The sequence below is a fragment of the Pseudomonas sp. NyZ201 genome (assembly GCF_049860765.1).
GTDB lineage: Bacteria > Pseudomonadota > Gammaproteobacteria > Pseudomonadales > Pseudomonadaceae > Aquipseudomonas > Aquipseudomonas bharatica.
Genome location: NZ_CP187557.1, coordinates 2,720,881 through 2,740,825, shown reverse-complemented (window position 1 = coordinate 2,740,825; position 19,945 = coordinate 2,720,881). Strand labels below are relative to the sequence as shown.

At 63.5% G+C, this 19,945-nt stretch carries 20 protein-coding genes and 1 pseudogene; 5 read left to right on the top strand and 16 right to left on the bottom strand.

The annotated features are described in order from the left end of the window. Positions 1 to 350: 350 nt before the first annotated feature. On the bottom strand, positions 351 to 1,298 hold the full coding sequence (locus ACPFMA_RS12165) for a GlxA family transcriptional regulator (RefSeq protein WP_425930287.1): 948 nt from the start codon (positions 1,296 to 1,298) through the stop codon (positions 351 to 353). 107 nt (positions 1,299 to 1,405) lie between these two features. Between ACPFMA_RS12165 and ACPFMA_RS12160 the strand changes: the two genes are divergently transcribed. After that, positions 1,406 to 2,203, top strand: a complete 798-nt coding sequence (locus ACPFMA_RS12160; RefSeq protein WP_425930286.1) for an SDR family NAD(P)-dependent oxidoreductase — start codon at positions 1,406 to 1,408, stop codon at positions 2,201 to 2,203. Positions 2,204 to 2,267: 64 nt separating this feature from the next. Here the strand turns inward: ACPFMA_RS12160 and ACPFMA_RS12155 are convergent, their stop codons facing one another. From ACPFMA_RS12155 to ACPFMA_RS12115, 9 genes and pseudogenes are all read right to left on the bottom strand, one after another. Then, positions 2,268 to 3,125 carry a methyl-accepting chemotaxis protein gene (locus ACPFMA_RS12155; protein WP_425930593.1) on the bottom strand — a complete coding sequence of 286 codons (858 nt, stop codon included), beginning with the start codon at positions 3,123 to 3,125 and terminating at the stop codon, positions 2,268 to 2,270. Positions 3,126 to 3,131: 6 nt separating this feature from the next. Beyond that, positions 3,132 to 4,151, bottom strand: a pseudogene (locus tag ACPFMA_RS12150) (HAMP domain-containing protein); the annotation flags it as partial. 104 nt (positions 4,152 to 4,255) lie between these two features. After that, positions 4,256 to 4,975, bottom strand: a complete 720-nt coding sequence (locus tag ACPFMA_RS12145) for an ABC transporter ATP-binding protein (RefSeq protein WP_420056616.1) — start codon at positions 4,973 to 4,975, stop codon at positions 4,256 to 4,258. Beyond that, a complete protein-coding gene (locus ACPFMA_RS12140) occupies positions 4,972 to 5,772 on the bottom strand; it encodes an ABC transporter ATP-binding protein (RefSeq protein ID WP_420056617.1) in 801 nt (266 codons plus the stop codon). Before ACPFMA_RS12140 ends, ACPFMA_RS12145 begins: the two co-directional genes overlap by 4 nt. Continuing rightward, positions 5,769 to 6,635, bottom strand: coding sequence for a branched-chain amino acid ABC transporter permease (locus ACPFMA_RS12135; RefSeq protein WP_425930285.1), 867 nt, complete (start codon positions 6,633 to 6,635; stop codon positions 5,769 to 5,771). The genes ACPFMA_RS12140 and ACPFMA_RS12135 overlap by 4 nt, the downstream gene beginning before the upstream one ends. Next, on the bottom strand, positions 6,628 to 7,521 hold the full coding sequence (locus tag ACPFMA_RS12130; protein ID WP_064301433.1) for a branched-chain amino acid ABC transporter permease: 894 nt from the start codon (positions 7,519 to 7,521) through the stop codon (positions 6,628 to 6,630). Before ACPFMA_RS12130 ends, ACPFMA_RS12135 begins: the two co-directional genes overlap by 8 nt. A 62-nt stretch (positions 7,522 to 7,583) precedes the next feature. Continuing rightward, positions 7,584 to 8,702, bottom strand: coding sequence for an ABC transporter substrate-binding protein (locus ACPFMA_RS12125; RefSeq protein WP_420056620.1), 1,119 nt, complete (start codon positions 8,700 to 8,702; stop codon positions 7,584 to 7,586). Positions 8,703 to 8,894: 192 nt separating this feature from the next. After that, positions 8,895 to 10,184, bottom strand: a complete 1,290-nt coding sequence (locus ACPFMA_RS12120; protein WP_420056621.1) for an OprD family porin — start codon at positions 10,182 to 10,184, stop codon at positions 8,895 to 8,897. Between the two features lie 135 nt (positions 10,185 to 10,319). After that, complete coding sequence (locus ACPFMA_RS12115; RefSeq protein ID WP_420056622.1) at positions 10,320 to 11,639, bottom strand: MFS transporter; 1,320 nt, start codon at positions 11,637 to 11,639, stop codon at positions 10,320 to 10,322. A gap of 373 nt (positions 11,640 to 12,012) precedes the next feature. On the opposite strand from ACPFMA_RS12115, the gene proC reads away from it, so the two are divergent. The 3 genes from proC (at position 12,013) to ACPFMA_RS12100 (ending at position 14,412) form a co-directional block, all read left to right on the top strand. Next, positions 12,013 to 12,813, top strand: a complete 801-nt coding sequence (gene proC / locus ACPFMA_RS12110) for a pyrroline-5-carboxylate reductase (RefSeq protein ID WP_425930284.1) — start codon at positions 12,013 to 12,015, stop codon at positions 12,811 to 12,813. Positions 12,814 to 12,880: 67 nt separating this feature from the next. After that, complete coding sequence (locus ACPFMA_RS12105) at positions 12,881 to 13,798, top strand: LysR family transcriptional regulator (protein WP_064301437.1); 918 nt, start codon at positions 12,881 to 12,883, stop codon at positions 13,796 to 13,798. Between the two features lie 83 nt (positions 13,799 to 13,881). Beyond that, positions 13,882 to 14,412, top strand: a complete 531-nt coding sequence (locus tag ACPFMA_RS12100; RefSeq protein WP_420056624.1) for an AAA family ATPase — start codon at positions 13,882 to 13,884, stop codon at positions 14,410 to 14,412. Between the two features lie 262 nt (positions 14,413 to 14,674). On the opposite strand, the gene aroE is transcribed toward ACPFMA_RS12100, so the two are convergent. The 5 genes from aroE to ACPFMA_RS12075 are packed head-to-tail and all read right to left on the bottom strand — an operon-like array spanning position 14,675 to position 18,513. Beyond that, positions 14,675 to 15,493 carry a shikimate dehydrogenase gene (gene aroE, locus ACPFMA_RS12095; RefSeq protein ID WP_425930283.1) on the bottom strand — a complete coding sequence of 273 codons (819 nt, stop codon included), beginning with the start codon at positions 15,491 to 15,493 and terminating at the stop codon, positions 14,675 to 14,677. Beyond that, complete coding sequence (locus tag ACPFMA_RS12090) at positions 15,490 to 16,722, bottom strand: CaiB/BaiF CoA transferase family protein (RefSeq protein WP_425930282.1); 1,233 nt, start codon at positions 16,720 to 16,722, stop codon at positions 15,490 to 15,492. Before ACPFMA_RS12090 ends, aroE begins: the two co-directional genes overlap by 4 nt. After that, positions 16,719 to 17,174 carry a MaoC family dehydratase gene (locus ACPFMA_RS12085; protein ID WP_064301441.1) on the bottom strand — a complete coding sequence of 152 codons (456 nt, stop codon included), beginning with the start codon at positions 17,172 to 17,174 and terminating at the stop codon, positions 16,719 to 16,721. Before ACPFMA_RS12085 ends, ACPFMA_RS12090 begins: the two co-directional genes overlap by 4 nt. Then, a complete protein-coding gene (locus ACPFMA_RS12080) occupies positions 17,171 to 17,569 on the bottom strand; it encodes a VOC family protein (RefSeq protein ID WP_420056627.1) in 399 nt (132 codons plus the stop codon). The genes ACPFMA_RS12085 and ACPFMA_RS12080 overlap by 4 nt, the downstream gene beginning before the upstream one ends. Further along, a complete protein-coding gene (locus ACPFMA_RS12075; protein WP_425930281.1) occupies positions 17,566 to 18,513 on the bottom strand; it encodes a ketopantoate reductase family protein in 948 nt (315 codons plus the stop codon). The genes ACPFMA_RS12080 and ACPFMA_RS12075 overlap by 4 nt, the downstream gene beginning before the upstream one ends. Positions 18,514 to 18,606: 93 nt before the next feature. On the opposite strand from ACPFMA_RS12075, the gene ACPFMA_RS12070 reads away from it, so the two are divergent. Beyond that, entirely contained in the window at positions 18,607 to 19,509 is a 903-nt protein-coding gene (locus ACPFMA_RS12070; RefSeq protein WP_425930280.1) for a LysR family transcriptional regulator, read from the top strand. A 68-nt stretch (positions 19,510 to 19,577) separates the two neighbouring features. Here the strand turns inward: ACPFMA_RS12070 and ACPFMA_RS12065 are convergent, their stop codons facing one another. Beyond that, the gene (locus ACPFMA_RS12065) at positions 19,578 to 19,937 is read right to left on the bottom strand and encodes a cupin domain-containing protein (protein ID WP_205884573.1); all 360 of its coding nucleotides are present in this window, start codon (positions 19,935 to 19,937) and stop codon (positions 19,578 to 19,580) included. Positions 19,938 to 19,945: the final 8 nt, after the last annotated feature.

Below are 19,945 nucleotides of genomic sequence, written 5' to 3'. Positions count from 1 at the left end.
CCCGACAAACACTTCCCCATTTGAGCAACCTCCACCGCAGTGAAGCAGTGAAAACGTTGCTATGGATATTTGCCTGCGTTGAGTTGCCCTTCGACTGCGATCCAATGCGAACTGATTATCTCGGTACCGCCGCCCTCACCACGGAGGTACACTGAGCTCCATCTGGCTCCAACTCGGCAGTACTCAGAAATCGCCGTTCTAGATCGCGCATCCATCCAAGGGTATCGAGGGTATTTTTGCGGGTATATGTCTTTATTTTTGAGACGTAAGTAGCGATCTAGAGCCATAGCCAAATGTTCTTTGGCGACCCTGACAATCTCTAGCAGCCCTCCATGAATGGCCCCTTGCCCTCACGCCCCTACCCGCCGGGCATCCCTGCGCACCGCCTGCGGGGGCACGCCGTAACCACGAATGAAGACCTCGCGCAGATGCCGCCGGTCCCTGAAGCCGGCTTCCTTCGCCACCACGTCCAGGCTGTGCCGGCTCTGCTCGATCATCACCCGGGCCGCTTCAAGACGCAGCCTTTCCACGGCCTTGGCGGGTGATTGGCCGGTCTCGGCGGTGAATACCCGGGTAAATTGCCGGGGGCTCAGGTGCACGGCTTCGGCGAGTTCCTCGACACTCAAGGGCCGCCCCAGATTCCGGCGCGCGTAATCCAGTGCGGCCTGGATCCGGTCCGACTTCGGCGACAGCGTCAGCAGCTCGGAATGCTGGGATTGCCCCCCGGAGCGGCGCTGATACATGACCAGCTGGCGTGCCACCGACCTGGCCACCTCGTTTCCCAGATCCTTCTCCACCATGCCAAGTGCCATGTCCAGGGCGGCGGTCATGCCGGCGGATGTCCAGACCTGGCCATCCACGATGAAGATCCGGTCTTCCTCGACTTCGATTTTCGGATGCAGCTCACGCAGCTGTTTCGCATAGGCCCAGTGTGTGGTGGCCCTGCGGTGATCCAGGACACCTGCCTGGGCCAGGATGAAACCACCGGTACACAGGCCGGCGGTGCGGCGAGCGCCGTCGGCGAAACCTCGCACGCTTTCCAGCACTTTCTCGCTCGGCGGCGTCAGCGGAGTCAGTGTTCCGGTGATCATCCAGGTGTCGGCCAAACCGGGAGCAGCCAACGGCAGCGTGTCCATATACATCCCGAGGGAGGAGCGCACCGTACCGCCATCGACGGAGAAATTCTGGATCCTGTAGATCGCTTCGCCGGCAACCATATTGGCGAACTCGAATACGGCCTGGGTCGCCAGTGACATGACCTGGAAACCATCGGTGAGCAGATAGCCGACACGGTGCATGGCAGAATTCCACGGTGTTGATGTCCTGAAAACGTAGCATATGCGTCGTTTAAGACAAAGGCGATCCTCTGCATCATGGCTTCACAACCAGCCAACAGAGCACGACCATGACCCAGCAATCCAAAGGCACCGCCCTCATCACCGGTGCATCCACCGGCATCGGTTCCATCTACGCGCAACGCCTCGCACACCGGGGTTACGACCTGGTGCTGGTGGCCCGTAACCACGAGCGCCTGAACACGCTCGCCAATCGCATCACCACGCAAACCCAACGCAACGTCGAGGTGTTTCCGGCCGACCTGGCCAACCCGGATGACCTGGCCAGGGTAGAAGGCAAGCTGCGCGAGGACGCCAGCATCACCCTGCTGGTGAACAACGCCGGCATCGGCACCCACACCAGCCTGCTGGAGAGCAACGTCGAGCGCATGGCCGAAATGATCACCCTCAACATCACCGCCCTGACCCGCCTCACCTATGCGGCCATTCCGGGGTTCGTGGCGCGCAAGCAAGGCGCCGTCATCAACATCTCCTCCATCGTCAGCCTGGCACCGGAGCTGCTCAACGGCGTCTACGGCGGCAGCAAGGCCTATGTCACCGCCTTTACCCGATCCTTGCACAAGGAACTGGCGGACCAGGGCATCAGGATCCAGGCCGTATTGCCGGGAGCCACCGCGACCGACTTCTGGCAGATCGGCGGCCTGCCCGTCGAGAACCTCGACCCGGGCATCGTGATGTCGGCCGAGGACCTGGTAGACGGCGCGCTGCAGGACTTCGACGACGAGGTATTGATCTCCATCCCCTCGATGCACGACCTGCAGCCGTTCGAACGCCATGAGGCCAGCCGGCAGGCGCTGTTCGATCAGTTGTCCAGCAACCGGCTTGCTCCACGCTATACCGCCAGGTGATCGTCACCAAGCAGGCAGCCGGCCCGGATGGCAAGGATCCGCAGCGACATGACAGGATCACCTGTCAATGCTCGATGCGGAAACTTGCCACCAGCTGGCGCAACTCACCCGACCTGGCGTCCATGGTCCTGCAAACGTCCAGAGTGTGCTGTTGACCCACTTGAACGTGCTGGTTGAGCGTAGCGATTTCGCCGACTTCGCGACCGATCGATTCGACCACCGCGCGTTGCTGATCGGTGGCCGCAGCGACGGACTGGTTCATGTCATCGATATCGGCCAGGCGCTCGATCACGGCGTCGATATCCTTGCAAGCCTGGGCCATGACGCTGACGCTGAGTTCGGCGTGCTGATGACTGGTAACCATCGAGGCAATCGACGCTTGGGCGCCGCCCCGCAGAGACTCGATCATGGCATGGATCTCCTGTGTCGCTCCCTGGCTGCGATGTGCCAGTTGGCGCACCTCGTCCGCCACTACCGCAAAGCCTCGGCCGGACTCCCCTGCCCGCGCAGCTTCAATGGCTGCGTTGAGCGCCAGCAAATTGGTTTGCTGGGCGATGCTTTGAATCACTTCGAGGATGCTGCCGATGGCTTCGGTCTGGTCCCCCAGTTGCTCCATGCTCGCGCGGGTGGTTTCAACCCTGGCCGCCAGCGCATCGAGTGCCGCGGCGCCATCGCCGAGAATACGCTGGCCCTGTTCGGCCTGGTTGCGCGCCGCGGCACTTTGCAGCGAAACATTGGCGGCGTTGCTGGCAATCTCCTGGGCGGCGGCCCCCAATTGTTCGATGGCAGCGGCCACCGTATCGCTGCGCTGCACCAGGTCGCTTGACTGGCGCAGGGTGGCCTGGCTGGCCTGGACGACGCTGCGCGAGCCTTCCTCGACGCCTACGCTGCCATTGGCGACCAGGCGGATGGTGCGCTGCATGCGCTCGACGAAAAGGTTGAAGGCCTGGGCCAACCGGGCCAGTTCGTCACGACCAGAGGCCGGCAGGCGCTGGGTCAGATCGCCCTCACCGGCGGCGATGTCCTGCATGGCGGCGATCATGCGCAGCAGCGGCTTCATCAGCAAACGCAGCAGCACGCCGAGGGCGAGCATCACCAGCAGCACCGACACCAGCATGGCGATCAATGCCGACTCACTGAAATCGCGCAGTTGCCGGTAGGCCAGGTCACGATCGACCGAAAGCCCGACATACCAGTCGGCACCCGGCAGCCCGGGTATCGGCACGAACGTGTCGATGCGAACCCGGCCATCGGCCTCGTGCTCTTGCAGATCACGGCTGACCTTCAGGGGCTGCGCCAGGTCAAGCTCGTCGAGACGACGGTTGATCAGGTCGGTCTGCGGGTGTACCAGGATCTTCCCGGCGCCATTGACCAGGTACGCATAGCCTTTGCCCTGCAGGTCGACGCTACCGATGATCTGCACCAGGGTGTCGATCGGCATTCCCGCCCCCACCGCGCCAAGCAACTCGCCGGCACGTACCACCGGGGCGGCGGCGGCCATGATCATTTCCTGGGTAGCGGCATTGATATAGGGCTCGGTGAGGACGCTGTCGTTGCGCGCCTGCACACGCTGGTACCAGTCGCGCTGGCGGGCATCATAGCCGGCGGGCATTTCCTGCTGCGGGCGAATGCTGAAGCTGCCATCGGCGCGCGCCAGGTACACCATGTTGAAGGTGTTCTTCAACACATCCTGGCCGAAGGCCTGCTCGACCGCCGCCTCGCTGGTGTCGGCGGCCAATCGTTGCGCCAGGCTTTCCACCAGCAGCACCCGCCCGCCAAGCCAGTTGTGGACGCTGTCGGCGGCCAGGGCACCCACCTCGCGCAACTGGCTTTGCAGCTCTCGAGCCAGCAACCGCTGTTGCCAGATGTAGTTGTACAGGGTGAACGAAGCGAAGGCACTGACCACCACCAGCGCAGCGGCCAACAGAATCTTGTGGCTGAATTTCATCATCAAGGCCTTAAAAAGGGCCGCGCAGGAAAACCCGCGCGGCCAAGCACGCTCTACGCCATTCGCGGCCCCAGGAGCACAAGATCGCGAATGCCGACAGAGTCTCAGGCGACCCGCCCGCCCAGGTACAGTTCGCTGACTTGCGGGTCATGCATCAGCTCCCGGGCATTGCCGGTCAACGCGACATTGCCCATGGACAGCACATAGGCGCGGTCGGAGATGCGCAGCGCCTCCATCGCGTTCTGCTCCACCATCAGGATGGTCACGCCTTCCTGGTCGCGGACCCGCTGGATGGCTTCGAACACTTCCAGCAGCACCTTGGGCGACAGCCCCGCCGAGGGTTCGTCGAGCAACAGCAGGCTTGGCCTGGGCATGAGCGCCCGGGCCAGAGCGAGGATCTGCCGCTCACCACCGGACATGGACGCCGCCGGCGCGTTGAACTTGCTGGCGAGGATCGGGTAGGCGGTGCACAGTTCATCGATACGTCGCTGGTTGTCCCGTGCGTGCTGGTAATGGCCGCCCACGTGGAGATTTTCGCGGACGCTCAGGCTGGCGAATACGTTGTCGGTCTGCGGCACGAAGCCAATCCCGCAGCGGCGGATCTTCTCGTGCACCGGCACCCGCGACATATCCTGCCCCCGCAGCAGGACCTGCCCCTTGCGCGGCAGCAGGTAGCCGGCGATGGTCTTGAGCAAGGTGCTCTTGCCGCAACCGTTGGGGCCCAGCAAGGTCACGATCTCCTTCTGCGCGGCATGCAGGGTCATGCCGCGCAGGATGTCCACCTCGGCGCTGTAGCCGGCGACGACGTCCTTCACTTCGATCATGGCGCATTTTCCTCAAGGGCTTGCGGAGTGTGGCGGCCACCCAGGTAGGCCTGGATCACCCGCGGGTTGGAGGCAAGTTTGTCCGGCCGGCAACTGGCGACGATCTCGCCGCGGTCCAGGACCACGCAGCGGCTGCACACATCGCGGATGAAGTGCATGTCATGCTCGACGATCACCAGCGTCATGCCCTGGGCATTGAGGCGCTTGAGCGCCTCGACAAGGTCACGCCGCAGGTTCGGGTGGACCCCGGCGGTAGGCTCGTCGAGCAGCACCAGCTCGGGCTCGCCCATCAAGGCGCAGACAATCCCCAGCAGTTTCTTTTGCCCACCCGACAGCGCCGAAGCCGGCAGGTCGCGTACCGGGCCGAGCAGCAACTCATCGATCAGCCGCCCGGCCTTGGCCCGAGCCTGTTCTTCGGCCCGGCGCAGCGCCGGAAGGCCGAGAAGCGTGGCGAACACACCATGCTGGCGAGTGCAGGCTGCCATCGCCACTTCCATGACCGACATCTTGCTGGGCATGGAAGGCAGCTGGAACGTCCGGGCAATGCCGTGACGGACGATACGATGTGCCTGCAACCGCTCGATACGCCGCGCCCCGAGCGCAATGGCGCCACCATCCACCGCTTCGAAACCGGTGATGCAGTTGAGCAAGGTGCTTTTGCCGGAACCGTTGGGACCAAGCAGGCCGACGATCTCGCCGCGCTGCACGTTGAAGCTCACGTCGCGCAGTACCTGGTTGCCGCCGAAGGCCTTGGCTACCGATTGCACACTGAGCAGGTATTCACGAGAAGCACTCATGGGATCTTCCTTGTTTTTTCAGGGATCAGACCCTCGCTGCGCCACATCAGGCAGGCCAGCAGGATCGCGCCGATCAGGCCCAGGCGCAGGGCGCCGGCCAGGTCGGAGCCAAGGCCCAGGTAATCCTTGGCGAACGGCACCAGGCTGTAGGCGGCCTGCACCAGCAACACCCCCAGCAGCACGCCGCGCAGGTTGCCCAGGCCACCGATCATCAACATGGTCCAGAGCAGGAACGTCTCGGAGGCGAGCAGGTAGTCGGGGCCGACATAGCTCATGAAGTGGGCGTACAACGAACCGGCGATGGCGGTCAGCGCGGCGCCGGACATGATCGCCCGCGACTTCAGCGAGGTCAGGTCGTAGCCCATGCACGCGGCCAGTTGCGGCTCCTCGCGCATCAGCCGCAGGGCGCGCCCGAAGCGGCCATCGCCAAGGCGCTGGCAAAGCAGCGTGGCGATGCCCAGCAGCACCAGCATCATCACCAGGAAACCGACACCGTCGAACAGCGTGGGAATGGCGCCAATGCCTTGCGCACCACCGGTAAGCCAGCCCTCGTTGGTCGCCACCACACGCAGGATTTCGGCAATTGCCAGGGTGGCGATCCCCCAGTAGTCCGAAGCCAGCTTGCGCCCCAGGCGGGCCACGCACCCAGCCAGGCCCATGGCCAGAAGCACACCAACAGCCATGCCCAGCCATGGCGAATAACCCGCCTGGACCGCGATACCGGTGGCGTAGGCGCCGAGACCGGCGAAGGCGATGTGGCCGAAATTGAGCAGGCCGCCATAACCCCCCTGCAGGTTGAGCCCCAGCGCCATCAGGCCATAGAGGCTAGCGAACGTAAGCGCGGAAACCAGGAAATCAAACACGGCGCACCTCCCGGTCGAACAGGCCGTAAGGCTTGAACAGCAAGGCCAGCAGCAGGATCAGGAACGCCGCGCCGCTGATGTAGGACACGGGCAGGAAGGCAATTTCCCGACCCAGCAGCCAACCGAAGTTGAGGTTGGTGACCAGGGTTTCGGTAAAGGCGATCAACAAGGCACCGGCAACCGCCCCCATGGGGTTGCCAAGGCCACCGAGGATGGCCGCGGCGAACACCGGCAGAAGCAGGTCATGCCCCAGGTTGATATGGGCGCCAGTGGACAAGGCCAGCAGGCCGCCGCCCAGACCGGCGACCGCACCACTGGCGAAGGTCACCATCAGGGTGATCCGGGCAGCGTGCAGGCCGCTGGCGTTGGCCAGTGCCGGGTTGCCGGCCAGCGCGCGCATCGCACGCCCCAGGCGGGTATGGAACAGGGCCACGGTGAACGCTGCCAGGAGTACCAGGGTGGTGGCGAAGAAGTACAGCTGGGTATGGGTGATGCGTGCGTCGCCCAGGAGAATCGGTGCTTTCAGGGGTAGCTCGAACATCCGCGGGAAAGTACCCGCGCTGCCCTGGAGCGCGGCGACCAGCAGCATGGCGATGGCCAGCGAACCGATCATGGCGATGGCCGGACCGCTCTTGAGCAGACGCTGGAACACCAGGCGCTGCAGCACCAGGGTCAGGGCACCGACCAGCAGTGCGGCAAGCAGCAAGGCCAGCGGCAAGGGCGCGCCCATGGCGCCCAGGCCATAGGTCAGGTATGCACCCAGCATGGCGTATTGTACGTGGGCGATATTGGGAAACTTGACCAGGCCATAAACCAGGCTGAGGCCGAAGGCGATCAGCGCCAGGTCGGTTGCCCGCAGCAAGGTATCGATCAGGAACTGCAACATGGAAAACACTCCGCAAGAGCAGGCACAAGCCCGCCCGGCCAACCGGGCGGGGTATCGCGTACTTATCGAGGCACGACTTTGCCGCCGTCATACTTGAGCTTGGCGTAGGGCGGGTCGAGCCGCTGGCGGCCGTCGTCGAAGACTACCGTTCCGGTCACGCCGTCATAGCCCTTGCCCACCTCCTTGAGCGCGGCCTGTACTGCGGCCGGCTCGCGGCTGCCGGCCTTTTCGATCGCCTTGGCCGCCATCAGCACGGCGTCGTAGGCATAGCCGGTGTAGGAGGTCTTCATGCCTTCCTTGTACTTGGCTGCAAAGGCATCGGCGTAGGCCTTGCCGGCAGGCCCGACGACCGAACCGACTTCCATGCCCAACTGGCCCTGGGCGATGTTGGCCGGAGTGTCCGACAGGCTCATGGACAACAGGATCGCGTACCACGGCTGTTCCCGCAGCCCGAGCTCCAGGGCCTCGCGATTGATGACGGCAGACTCCTGCCCGTAGGCGGTGTAGATGTATGCGTCCGGTTTGCTGCGGGCGATCTGCTGCAGCTCGCGGCGGTAGGTTGACTGGCCGGCGGTGTAGAGCGTCTCGTTGACGATCTTGCCGCCCAGCTTTTCGAACTCGGCGCGAAAACCGTGGGCTACGCCCTGGCCGTAGGCATTGTTCGGGGCCAGGACGGCGACATTGCGAAAGCCCAGGTCCCAGGCATCCTGGGAAGAAAACCTGTTGCCCTTGTCCTCCAGACCGATCAGGTTGAACGAACTGCTGCCCAGGTCGCGGATCTTCACGCTGGTGCTGGCGATATTGATATGCACCACACCTTCTTTCACCAGGTACTGGCCCATCGGGATGCTGATACCCGACGAGTATTCGCCGATCACCACAGGCACCTTGTCAACGCTGACCAGCTTGCGGGCGGCGTTGATGGCGGTGGTGGGGTTGCCGCCGGAATCCTCGACGATGACCTGGAATGGCTTGCCGAGCACACCTCCGTCGGCGTTGACCTTGTCTTCAGCCAGCTTCACGGCGCGGCGCACGTCTTCGCCGACGGTGGCGTTGGCACCCGTCAGGGACAGCACGGCCCCCATCTGCACGGTCTCGGCGGCAGACGCAAAGGGTGCCGCCATGGCCAGGGTGAACAACATCGAAGTCGGGATAAGCATGGAGCGGAACTTGAAAGGCATAACTGTCTCCTTGGAATGATCGTGACGGCGTCGCCGTCGCTCACTGCGTCATGCAGCCCCCTGCACCAGCGGGGCAAAACAGCTCAAGCACCGATGCTCCCTGAGTCGCTCGTGGCAAATCACGGACGCACCGCTCCGGCCCTCCCGAGGGTTGCGGGAGGAGGAAGAATTCATCGCATCGCTTCGAAGCCCTTACCAGATCGGCAAGGTGTAGCTGACGGTCAGGCGGTTGTGGTCGATATCGCCCAGCACGTCGCTGCGCAGTACACCGTTGCGCCAGGCAACGCCCAGGCCTTTGAATGTTCCGCCCTGCACCACGTAGCTCAGGACGATGTCGCGCTCCCACTCTTCACGGTCGGAGCCGACGGCAGTCTTGATCTGGTCGCCCTTGAGCCAGGTGACGCTGGCGTTCAGGCCTGGTACGCCGAGCGCGGTGAAGTCGTAGGCGTAGCCGCCAAGGAGGGTGCGCTCACCGGCATAGGTGAAGTTCTGCACCAGGCTGTCGGTGATCACATAAGTGCTGGTACCACCTGCGCCCTCGTTCACCAGGCCGCCCTGGTTCAACTGGGTGAAGATGCTGTCGTCCGACACCTGCTGGTAACCCAGGGTCAGGGCATGGCCGCCCAGGGCATAGGTAAACCTGGCGCTCCAGGTCGAGTTGTCCAGTTCGCCGTCATTGCCGCTGCCATTGGTCGACGCCAGGTAGCCTGCGGCACGCTCGGCATTCTTGCCATCGGAGGTGGTGCGGAAGTAGCGCAGGTCGGTCTTGAGCACGCCCGGGCCCAGCGGCAGGCTGTGCAGCGCACCGAGGAAATGCTGGTCGTAATAATCTTCGAGGTTGGCGAAGTAATACTGCAGGGTCAGGTCCTTGATGCCCTTGTAGTCGCCGCCGGCAAAACGCAGGTGGTTGCTTTGCTGGCTGCCACCGGCGATGGCCATGCCAGTGAAGTTACTCGACATACGGCCGACCACATGCTCGATCTGACCACCCGTGAGGGTCAGGTTGTCGACCTCGTTGCTGGTGATCTGCCCGCCCTCGAACAGTTGCGGCAGCATGCGGCCGTCGTTCGACCAGAGGATCGGCAGCTTCGGCGTAAGGATGCCATAGCGGGCCTCGGTCCTGGAAAGGCGCACCTTGCCGGTCAGGCCACCGCGGCTGAAGTTGTCCACGGCCTCGCCATCGCTGTCGGCCGGGAAAATGGAGCGCGCACCCGGTGCATCGAGCTTCACGCCCAGGGTGTAGGTGGCATCGACCCCGACGCCGACCACGCCCTGGGTGAAACCGGACTGCACGTTGAGCAGGAAGGCCTGGCCCCACTCGTCCTGGGTCTGGGTGTCGGTGTCACGGAAATCGTGGTTGAAGTAGAAATTGCGCAGCTCGAGCTTGGCCGTGCTGTCCTCGATGAAACCTGCGGCAAGCGCCTGCCCGCCGAAACTCCCCGTGGCTGCAAGAATGGCCAGGTTCAATAGTTTTCTCTTCATGTGAAGCAACTCTCCCTTGTATTGCTTTTTTAGGACGCACCTGCCCGCGGTGCTGCCATGACAAGGCAGCACCGGGGAACGGATACGGAGTGGCGACAGATAGAACCCGGAGCGCGCAGGCTCCGGTTATTGCATTCAGGTAGCGCGAGCGCCGCCTTGAATTTCGTCGTCTTTGCGACGTTTACCAACGGATAGGATGGCGACCAGCGAGATGGCTACGGTTGCCAGCATGTACAGGGCCACCGGCCGCCAGTCGCCCTTATATTCGGACAGCAGCCAGGTTGCGATCAGTGGTGCGGTGCCGCCTGCCAGCGCAGCGCCCAGTTGATAGCCCAGGGTGATGCCGGTGTAGCGCACGCGGGTGGAGAATATTTCCGAAGACAAGGTGCCGAGCACGGCGGTGACCGGCGCCCAGAGCACGCCGAAGCCAACCACGGTGGCAAGGGTGATGCCCCATTGGCTGCGGGTATCGAGCAGCATGAAGTACGGCACGATGTACAGCGCGATGGCAATGATGCCGCCGATGTACACACGCTTGCGGCCGACCCGGTCGGACAGCCAGCCCATCACCGGGATCAGCAGGGAGGCCACCAGGGCACCGATCATGACGGCGTTCAACGCCGAGACTTTCTGGTAGCCGAGGTTGTTTACCGCATAGCTGACCACGAAGGTCGAGAAGATGTAGAACGGCGCCGTCTCGACCACTTTCAGGCCTGCAGCGATCAGCACTTCACGCCAGTGGTTGCGTAGCGTTTCCACGACCGGCATTTTCGACACGTTACCGCTGGCCTTGGCGTGCTTGAAGTCCGGGGTTTCGTCGAGGCCATGGCGGATCCATAGGCCGAGGAACACCAGGCCGGCACTCAACACAAAGGGTACCCGCCAGCCCCAGGACAGGAAGTCTTCCTCGGGCAGCATCGCCATCAGGCTCACGGCCAGGGTGGCCAGCAACATGCCAAGTGTCACGCCTACTTGCGGCACGCTGCCGAACAGGCCCTTGCGCTTGGCCGGCGCGTACTCGTAGGCCAGCAGCAGCGCCCCGCCCCACTCGCCACCAATCCCAAGGCCCTGGATCACCCGCAGCAGGATCAACAGTATCGGTGCCCAGACACCGATATGTTCATAAGTCGGCAGGCATCCGATCAGTACGGTTGCGCCCCCCATCAACGACAAGGTGATGACCAGGGTTTTCTTGCGTCCGATACGGTCGCCGATATGGGCGAAGAGCACGCCTCCAATAGGCCGGATGAAGAAGGTTAGAGAAAACGACAAGTAAGCCAACAGCAGCCCGACCACCGGATCGAAGTTGGGGAAGAACAGCTTGTTGAAAACCAGAGCGGCGGCGGTGCCATAAAGAAAATAGTCGAACCATTCAATGGAACTGCCAGTAAGGCTGGCCACCAGCGCACGGCGACGGGTCTTTGCCGACTGTGTTTCGGCGAGGGAATTGCTCATGTTGTATGCCTTGTTTTTCTAAGGATGGGCAGCGACGACCCAAGTTTTACCGGGTAGCACCGATCCTAGGTTTTCCCGGGCGAAAGGTGCAACCTCAGACTTTATTATGGGTATAACAAAATGGCAGGATGACACTTGAGTGCACCATCAGAGTGCATGAAAAGTATCTGCCAAACGTTTGCTGATTTATATCAGTACCTAATTGTTTTTATTGAATAAGTGACCAAGTACAAGATATCGCGTTATTGGGTTGCGCCCGGTTGCACCTTTGTTGATGGGCGGTTTAATCTGCCCGCCGTTCCGTTAGTCAGTTCTCTTGTCCAGCGATAACAACACGCAACCACTACGCTTCGCACCACTACGAGGAACAATCATGAACGCACTTTTTCTGGGCTACGGTCGCATGGGCAGCGCCATTGGCCAGGCCTGGCTCAAGGCCGGGCTGGTCAGCCAGGTCAGCGCCGTCGACCCCTATCTGCAGGATTTGCCAACAGCCAGCCCGGTCATGCTCTACAGCCAGGTCGAAGCCCTGCCTGCGCTGGCGTTTGACATCATCGTGGTGGCGGTCAAGCCGAACTACGCATGCGAAGTGCTGGCCGCGCTCCCCCGTGCAGCGTGCGAGCACGCCGTGGTGATTTCCGTCGCCGCAGGCGTGCCCCACGAAAAACTCAGCCAGGCACTGGACCACAGCTGCCCGGTGGTACGCGCGATGCCCAACACACCGGTACTGGTCAACGCCGGTTGCACCGGTCTGTTCGCCCCTGCTGGCCTGGATGAAGCCCTGCGCTCGCGGGTAACCCGGCTGTTCGAAACCGTCGGCAGCGCCAGTTGGGTGGAGCACGAGGGCTTGCTGGATGCGGTAACGGCGTTGTCGGGCAGCGGCCCCGCCTACTACCATCTGTTCAGCGAAGCACTGGCCGCCGCGGGTGTGGCCCTGGGCCTGAGCCCGGACCTGGCAAAGACCCTGGCCGCGCAGACAGCGCTAGGTGCCGCAACCCTGCAAACCCAGCCAGGCGCCGACTTTGCAACGCTACGCAGCGCCGTCACCTCGCCCAATGGCACCACTGCCGCGGCGATCTCCACGTTTGAACACGATGACGGCTTGCGTCGGCTGGTCGGCGCCGCCGTGCAAGCCGCCCATTCACGCTCGCAAGCACTCTCGCGCGAATCCTGAAAAACACCAGACGGCGGGCGGCCGGCAGGACGCCCACGCTGCATTACCTGGCCCGTGTGCAAAACCTATGAAGCTCCATCAACTGAAAATATTGGTCACCATCTGCGAGAGCGGCAGCTTTCAGGAAACCGCGCGCCTGCTGCACCTTTCCCAGCCGGCACTCTCCAGGACCATCAAGGAACTCGAGACCTCCCTCGGGGTGCCGCTGCTGGTCCGCTCCAACCGCGGCATCACCACCACCGAATACGGCGAACGCCTGGTGCGCAGGGCCCGCCTGATGCTGGAAGAGGCTAATCGCGCCAAGGAAGAAATCGCAGCGTTGAAGGGCGAAACGAACGGCCGGGTGTCGATCGGCCTGTCACCGGCGACGCCCCGCGCACAGGTGATCGCGGCAGTCAATCAATACAGCGAACGCTACCCGAAGGTGCGGCTGCGCATTCATGAGATGCGTCCTTCGAAGCTGATGGAGGGCCTGCGTGAAGGGCAAGTGGACCTGGCATTGTCGTGCCAACCGGCCAGTCGTTATGGCGACGGGTTCCAATGGACCGAGCTTTACCAGCAGCCGACTGCCCTGGTGGTACGCAAGGACCACCCGCTGCGCCATATACGTTCCCTTGAACACCTGCGCGAGCAGCGCTGGCTGCTACAGGAGCCGCTGGAAAGCTCGCAGGTCGGCTTGATGTTCGAGCAATACCAACTGGCGCCCCCGGAAAATGTCCTTGAATGCTCGGCTGGAATCATATTTTGCGAACTGGCACGGACCACGGACGTCATCAGCTTTTGGCCGCTTCGCATGCTCGACTACGTCAACCGGGATGGCCAGGCGATGGAGGTACTGAACCTCGAGGAACAGCCGCCAGCACTCAATATCTCCCTGGTCTATCGAAACCAGGAACTTCTGACACGAGAAGCCCGGCTGCTCGCCGATGAACTTGTGTATGTATTTACCAACCCTCGTGCAGCGCAGCGTAGCGACAAATACTGAAATGACATGATTGGACCGACCCGTTCATTGCCGTACAATCGCGCCCCCCAAAAAACCAGCAGGCACGGCGAGAGGGAACTTCAATGCAACGGGTGATGATCATTGGTCAGCCTGGGTCCGGGAAAAGTACCCTGGCGCGCGCGCTGGGCGAACGCACGGGTTTGCCGGTCGTGCATATCGATACGATTCACTGGCAGCCTGGGTGGGTCGAACGCAGCCATGACCAGAAGACCCGTCTTTGCCATGAGGTCGAGGCCGGTGAGCGCTGGATCTTCGAAGGTGGGCATTCTGCAACCTGGAACAACAGGCTGGCCCGTGCGGACCTGCTGATCTGGATCGACCGGTCCGCACCGCTTCGATTCTGGCGCGTAGTGCTCAGGACGCTGCTTAACCACGGTCGCTCCCGGCCGGATTTGCCGGACGACTGCCCGGAACGGCTGGCCAACCTGCCGGAGTTCTTCGGGTTCATGTGGCGGACGAGGATCTCGGCACGGCAAAAGATGAAGCAACTCGCGGCGACGGCCCCGTCGACGTGCCAGGTGGTCTGCCTGCGCTCCAACCGGGATGCCAGGATATTCCTCGATAGTGTGCAGGCACAGCCGCTTCGCCCCTGAGCCAGGGTTATCTACACAGCTCGCGTCGACACGCAGATTTCTGACCAACGCGGTTCCCGTAGGAGCGTGGCTTGCCCGCGAAGGGCCGCGAAGCGGCCCCAAAACCATCCAGCACGAGCTAGGTGGGGGAAGCTTTCTGGATTCAGCGCTTGCTTGACCTCTGTGTTCCAGATGTTCGGCGTGGCAGGTTTTGGGGCCGCTTCGCGGCCCTTCGCGGGCAAGCCACGCTCCTACAGATCCCGCGCAGAACCAGCCTCTGAGCCTACGTCAGCGGGATGGTCAGTCGATCGATAACGGCACGGGTAGCGGGCCGCACCCCGCGCCACCAGGCAAAGGCCTCCGCCGCCTGCTCGACGAGCATGCCCACGCCGTCCGCCAGGCGGGCGACCCCTTCCTCACGGGCCTGGCGCAGGAACGGGGTAAGCCCCTTGCCATACGCCAGCTCGTACGCCAACCCGGCCTTCCCGAGCACACCGCCAGGCAACGGCGGTAATTCACCGACCAGGCTTGCGGACGTGGCGTTGACCACGATATCGAAGGTTTGCCCCTGCAACGCTTCATAGCGCCTGATGTGCAGCAGTGGGTGGTCGAGCTCGTTGCGCAGCGCCAGGGCCTTGGTCATATCGCGGTTGGCCAGCACCAACTCGCCCGGGCCGGCCTGCAGGAAGGGCAACAACGCACCACGCACTGCGCCACCGGCGCCCAGTACCAGCACGCGTCGGTTGCGCAGTGGCTCACCAAGGTTTTCCTCGATATCGCGCAGCAGGCCGATGCCATCGAAGTTCTCGGCGACGACAAGGCCGTCCTCGAACTTCAACGCATTGGCCGCACGGGCCAGTTGCGCACGCTCGCTGCACCGCTCGGCCAGTTCGAAGGCCCGCAGCTTGAACGGCGCGGTGATGTTCATCCCCCGCCCGCCCTCGTTGCGAAACTGCTGCACCTGGGCCTCGAAGCCCTCCAGCGAGCCCTCGATCGCCCCGTATTCCAGCGCCTGGCCGCTGGCCTGGGCGAACAAGCCGTGAATCAGCGGTGACTTGGTGTGGCTGATCGGTCGGCCAATCACTGCATAGCGGTCGCTCATCGTGCATCTCCGTGGGTGAACAGGACACCGTCTGCCTGCAGGACGGTGATTTCTTCAGGGCTGAAGCCGAGCGCGGCGGCCACTTCGGCGTTGTGCTGGCCAAGGTCCGGGGCCACCTGGCGGACCGTGGTGTCGCAGTCGGAAAAGCGGAACGGCAGGTTAGGCAGGCGCAACGTGCCGAAGCGCGGGTGCTGCTGCTCGATGACCATATTGCGCGCCTGGATCTGCGGGTCGGCCAGCACCTCGTCGATGCGCTGGACCTTGGCGCCGGGCACGTCGATGGCATCGAGCAGTGCCAGGATCCCGGCCACGGAGCGCGCGCCCACCCAGTCGCGCACCACCGCCAGAATCGCCTGGCGGTGCGCATTGCGGCCGCTCAGGCTGTGGTAACGACGGTCACTGGCGAAGCCTGCCGGGCCGCCGTTGGCTTCGAGCATGGCGGCAAAGCGCTGCCAGGCATCATCGACCTGGGCCGCGATCACCAGGTCGCCGTCGGCAGCGCGGAACACGCCATACAAGGTGGAAGTCGGCATGTCATGCCCGGTCTGCTCGGGCAGCACGGCGCCGTCCGACAAGGTGAAGCACTGCACGGCGTATTCATGCATCGACACCAGCGTGTCGTACAGGGCCATGTCGATGTGCTGGCCGCGGCCACTGCTCACCCTCCCCAGCAACGCCGCGTTGATTGCCGCGACCGCGTGGATGCCGGTGTACATGTCGCCCAGCGAAATGCGCAGCAACGGCGGCGCCTCCCCCGGCACACCGACCATCTGCATGATCCCGCTCTTGGCTTCGGCAATCAGCCCGAAGCCGGCGCGATGGGCATCCGGCCCGGTGTGGCCGTAGGCGGAAATCGAGCAGTACACCAGGCGCGGGTTGCGCGCCGACAGCTCGGCGTAGCCCAGCCCAAGCTTGTCCAGGGCACCGGGGCGATAGTTCTCGATGAACACGTCGGCCGAATCGGTCAGGCGCTGCATGAAGGCCTTGCCGCGTGGGTCCTTCATGTTCACGCTGACGCCCTGCTTGCCCATGTTCAGTTGCAGGAAGTAGCCACTCTGCTGGTCGTCCAGGGTGAAGGCGTGCTGGCGACCGGCGTCGCCGCTGCCCGGCCGTTCGACCTTGATCACCTCGGCGCCCAGCGCCGCCAGGCAGCGCCCGACATAGGGACCGGCGAGGAAGTGGCTGTAGTCGATAACGCGGATACCCGCCAAAGGCAGTGCCTGGCTCATGCCTGCGCCCTCCTTGGCACCATCAGCCGGTGCTCGCCGCGCTGTACGACCTCGCCGTGCTGATTGATCAGTTCCGACGGCAACACCACGATGCCCCACCCCGGCCGACTGTTGCTCGGGCGCATCGCCCCCACGCGCATGCGCACGTGCAGCACATCGTTGACCTTGATCGGCAGGACAAAGTCCCAGGTCCAGCCCAGCGACATGCCCGGCACGAAGCGGTACTCGCACTGGGTCTTCAGGCCATCGGCAATCGACAGGCCGAACAGCCCGTGGGCGACCAGGCAGCCAAAGTGGCTGGCGTTGGCGTAGGCCTCATCGACATGCACCGGGGTGTGGTCGCCGGTCAGGTCGGCGTAGGCCATGATGCGCTCGCGGGTCACGGTGTAGGTGGGGCTGATGCATTCGTCGCCTTCGCGGGCATCGTCCCAGTATTTTTCCACCACCTTCATGCCTCTACCTCCGCACGTGGATCGATAGCCAGTGCCTGGGCCACGCACCCGGCCGGCCGCGCCTGAATGAATTCCACCGCCAGGCCGTCAGGCAGGCGCAGCCAGTTGCGGCCCTGGGGCATTTCGCTGACAACGAAGCGTCGAGCCGCCGCCAGTGCGGCCTCAAGGTCCTCGCACATGATGCCCAGGTGCGCCATGCGCCCTTCCGGCCCGGCAAAGTCCGGCTGGTGAATGAACTGCAGGCCACCAAGGGTCCAGTACTGCGCCGGCTGCTCGGGAGAGCCCTGCACTTCACGCATGGTCATGCCGCACACCTCGCTGAAAAAGCGGATGTGCCAGTGGATGTCACGCACCCAGAAGGCGACGTGTTCGAGGTAGGCTTTCGGCTGGCTCATGAATTGCCCTCTTTCTGGTGATCGGCCATTGCGCGTTCGATGCCCTTGATGCAGGCCACCAAGGTGGCGTTGACCGGCGTGGCGATGCCATGGCGCTCGCCCCAGCGCACGACGGCGCCATTGATGAAGTCGATTTCGGTGACCGAGCCTTTTTCCAGGCTCTGCAGCATCGAGGTACGGAAGCTTGCCGGCAGGCCTTCGGCCGCCAGTTGCCAGGCGGCGTCGGGGCTGTTCAGGCTCAGGCGGACACCGGCACGTTCGGCCACGGCGATGGCTTCGGCCACCGCCGCCCTGGCGGTGTGCGCCAGCAACGGCTCAGCGTACAACTGGCCGTAATTGAGCATGGTGATGCCGCTGAGTGCGCCGGTGGCGACATTCACCAGCAGCTTGTCCCACATGGTGCCGAGGATGTTGTCACTGACCGTGGTGGCCAGTCCGGCACCGTTGAAGGCCTCGGCGATCGCTCGCACGCGCGGGATCGATTGCCCGTCGAGTTCCCCGATATAGGTGTGTTTGCCCGCCACCCCGGCACGAACGCAACCCGGCGCCAGCAAAACACCGCCGACATAGGTCTTGCCGGCCAGCACCCGCTCCCGGCCCACCGCTTCGGCCAGGATGTCCTCGTGCCCCAGGCCGTTCTGCAGCGACAGCACCAGCGTCCGGGGCCCCAGCAAGGCCGTGGCCCCGGCGATCGCCTCGGCGGTGTGGAACGACTTCACCAGTACCACGACCAGGTCGGCTACGCCGACGTCGTTGGCGTCGCTGGTCGCATTGACCCGTACCTGACGCTCGCCGCGCTCGTCATGCACCTGCAGCCCGTTCGCGTTCATGGCGTCGACGTGCGCGCGGCTACGGTTGATCAGCCAGGTATCGTGCCCGGCCTCGCTCAGCGCTGCGCCGATGGCACAGCCCAGGGCGCCGGCACCCAGAATGCAGATTTTCAAATCGCAGACCTCCTGTGGTTTGCGACTACCTTATGCAGCGACGATTATTTGAGCTATACAATGGCACCAATAACGCTATTGGGATTTTCAATAATGACGACACTGGCGCCCCTGCCGGACCCCAAGCTGCTGCAGTTGTTCGAAGTGCTGTACCAATGCCGCAGCGTGACCCGCGCGGCCGAGCAGCTCGGGCAGAGCCAGCCGACCATCAGCATCTGGCTGGCACGCCTGCGCGAACAGTTGAACGACCCGTTGTTCGTGCGTACTCCGGGTGGCATGGCCCCTACCCCGCGGGCCGATCAGTTGATCGGGCCGTGCCGCGAAGTGCTCGAATCCATGCGCCGGCTGACCACCTGGGAGCCGCAGTTCATTCCTGCCAGCGCGCAGCGGCGCTTTCGCCTGTGTGTCAGTGACGCCAGCCACATCACCCTGCTGCCAAGTCTCCTCAACCACCTGCGCAGCCATGCGCCGGGCATCCGCCTGGAGGCGGCGCGGATCGACGGCAACACCGAAAGCGCGCTGGAATCCGGCGAGGCGGACCTGGCCATCGGCTTCGTGCCTTCGCTGGGTGGAGGGATGTACCAGCAGGTGCTGTTCGAGCAGGACTGGGTGTGCCTGAGCAATCCGCAACACCCACGCCTGCGCAAGGGCATGAGCCTGGCGCGCTACCGCGCCGAGGGCCATGTGCAGGTCAGTTCCGGCACCGGGCAGAAGCTGCTGGAGGCAGGGCTGGCCCGGGCCGGCATCGAGCGGCGGATCATGCTCGAACTACCGGGTTTTCTCGGGCTGGGGATGATCATCGGGACGGCCGACCTGCTGGCCACTTTGCCGCGGCATATCGGGCAGACCCTGGCCGACATGCATGGGCTGCGGGTGCATGACTGCCCGTTCGACGTGGAGGGGTTCACGGTCAAGCAGCACTGGCATGCCCGCTATCACCAGGACACCGGGAACCGCTGGCTGAGGGAGGTCGTTCGTGGGTTGTTCCAGGCATGAAGCCTGCGCAAGAGCATCAAGCGCTGCTATCGGGCAAGCAGGCAAAGCGCTCCTGCACGGCGCGCGATCTAGTTCGCGGGCAAGAGGATCACGAAATTCTTTTTCATGTCTTCCAGCACGGTCCATTTGCCCTTGGCGCCCGGTTCGATAATGAAGGTGTCGCCGGCGGCCAGTGTGACGGGGGCGCAACCCTCGAGTTCGATGACACAGCATCCACTCAGGACATGGCAGAACTCCCAGACCTTGTAGTCGATGCGCCACGCTCCGGTACTGGCTTGCCATTCTCCGGAAATGCGACCGTGCTGTTCATCGTGATAGTACTTGGACGTCAATGTATGAGGGGTGCCTTCAACGACCTCTTCAAAAAAGGGAAGGTCGCGCACCGGTTGGATTTCCAGATCGCGGAACACGGTTAGTGTCTTCTTCATGTTCATGG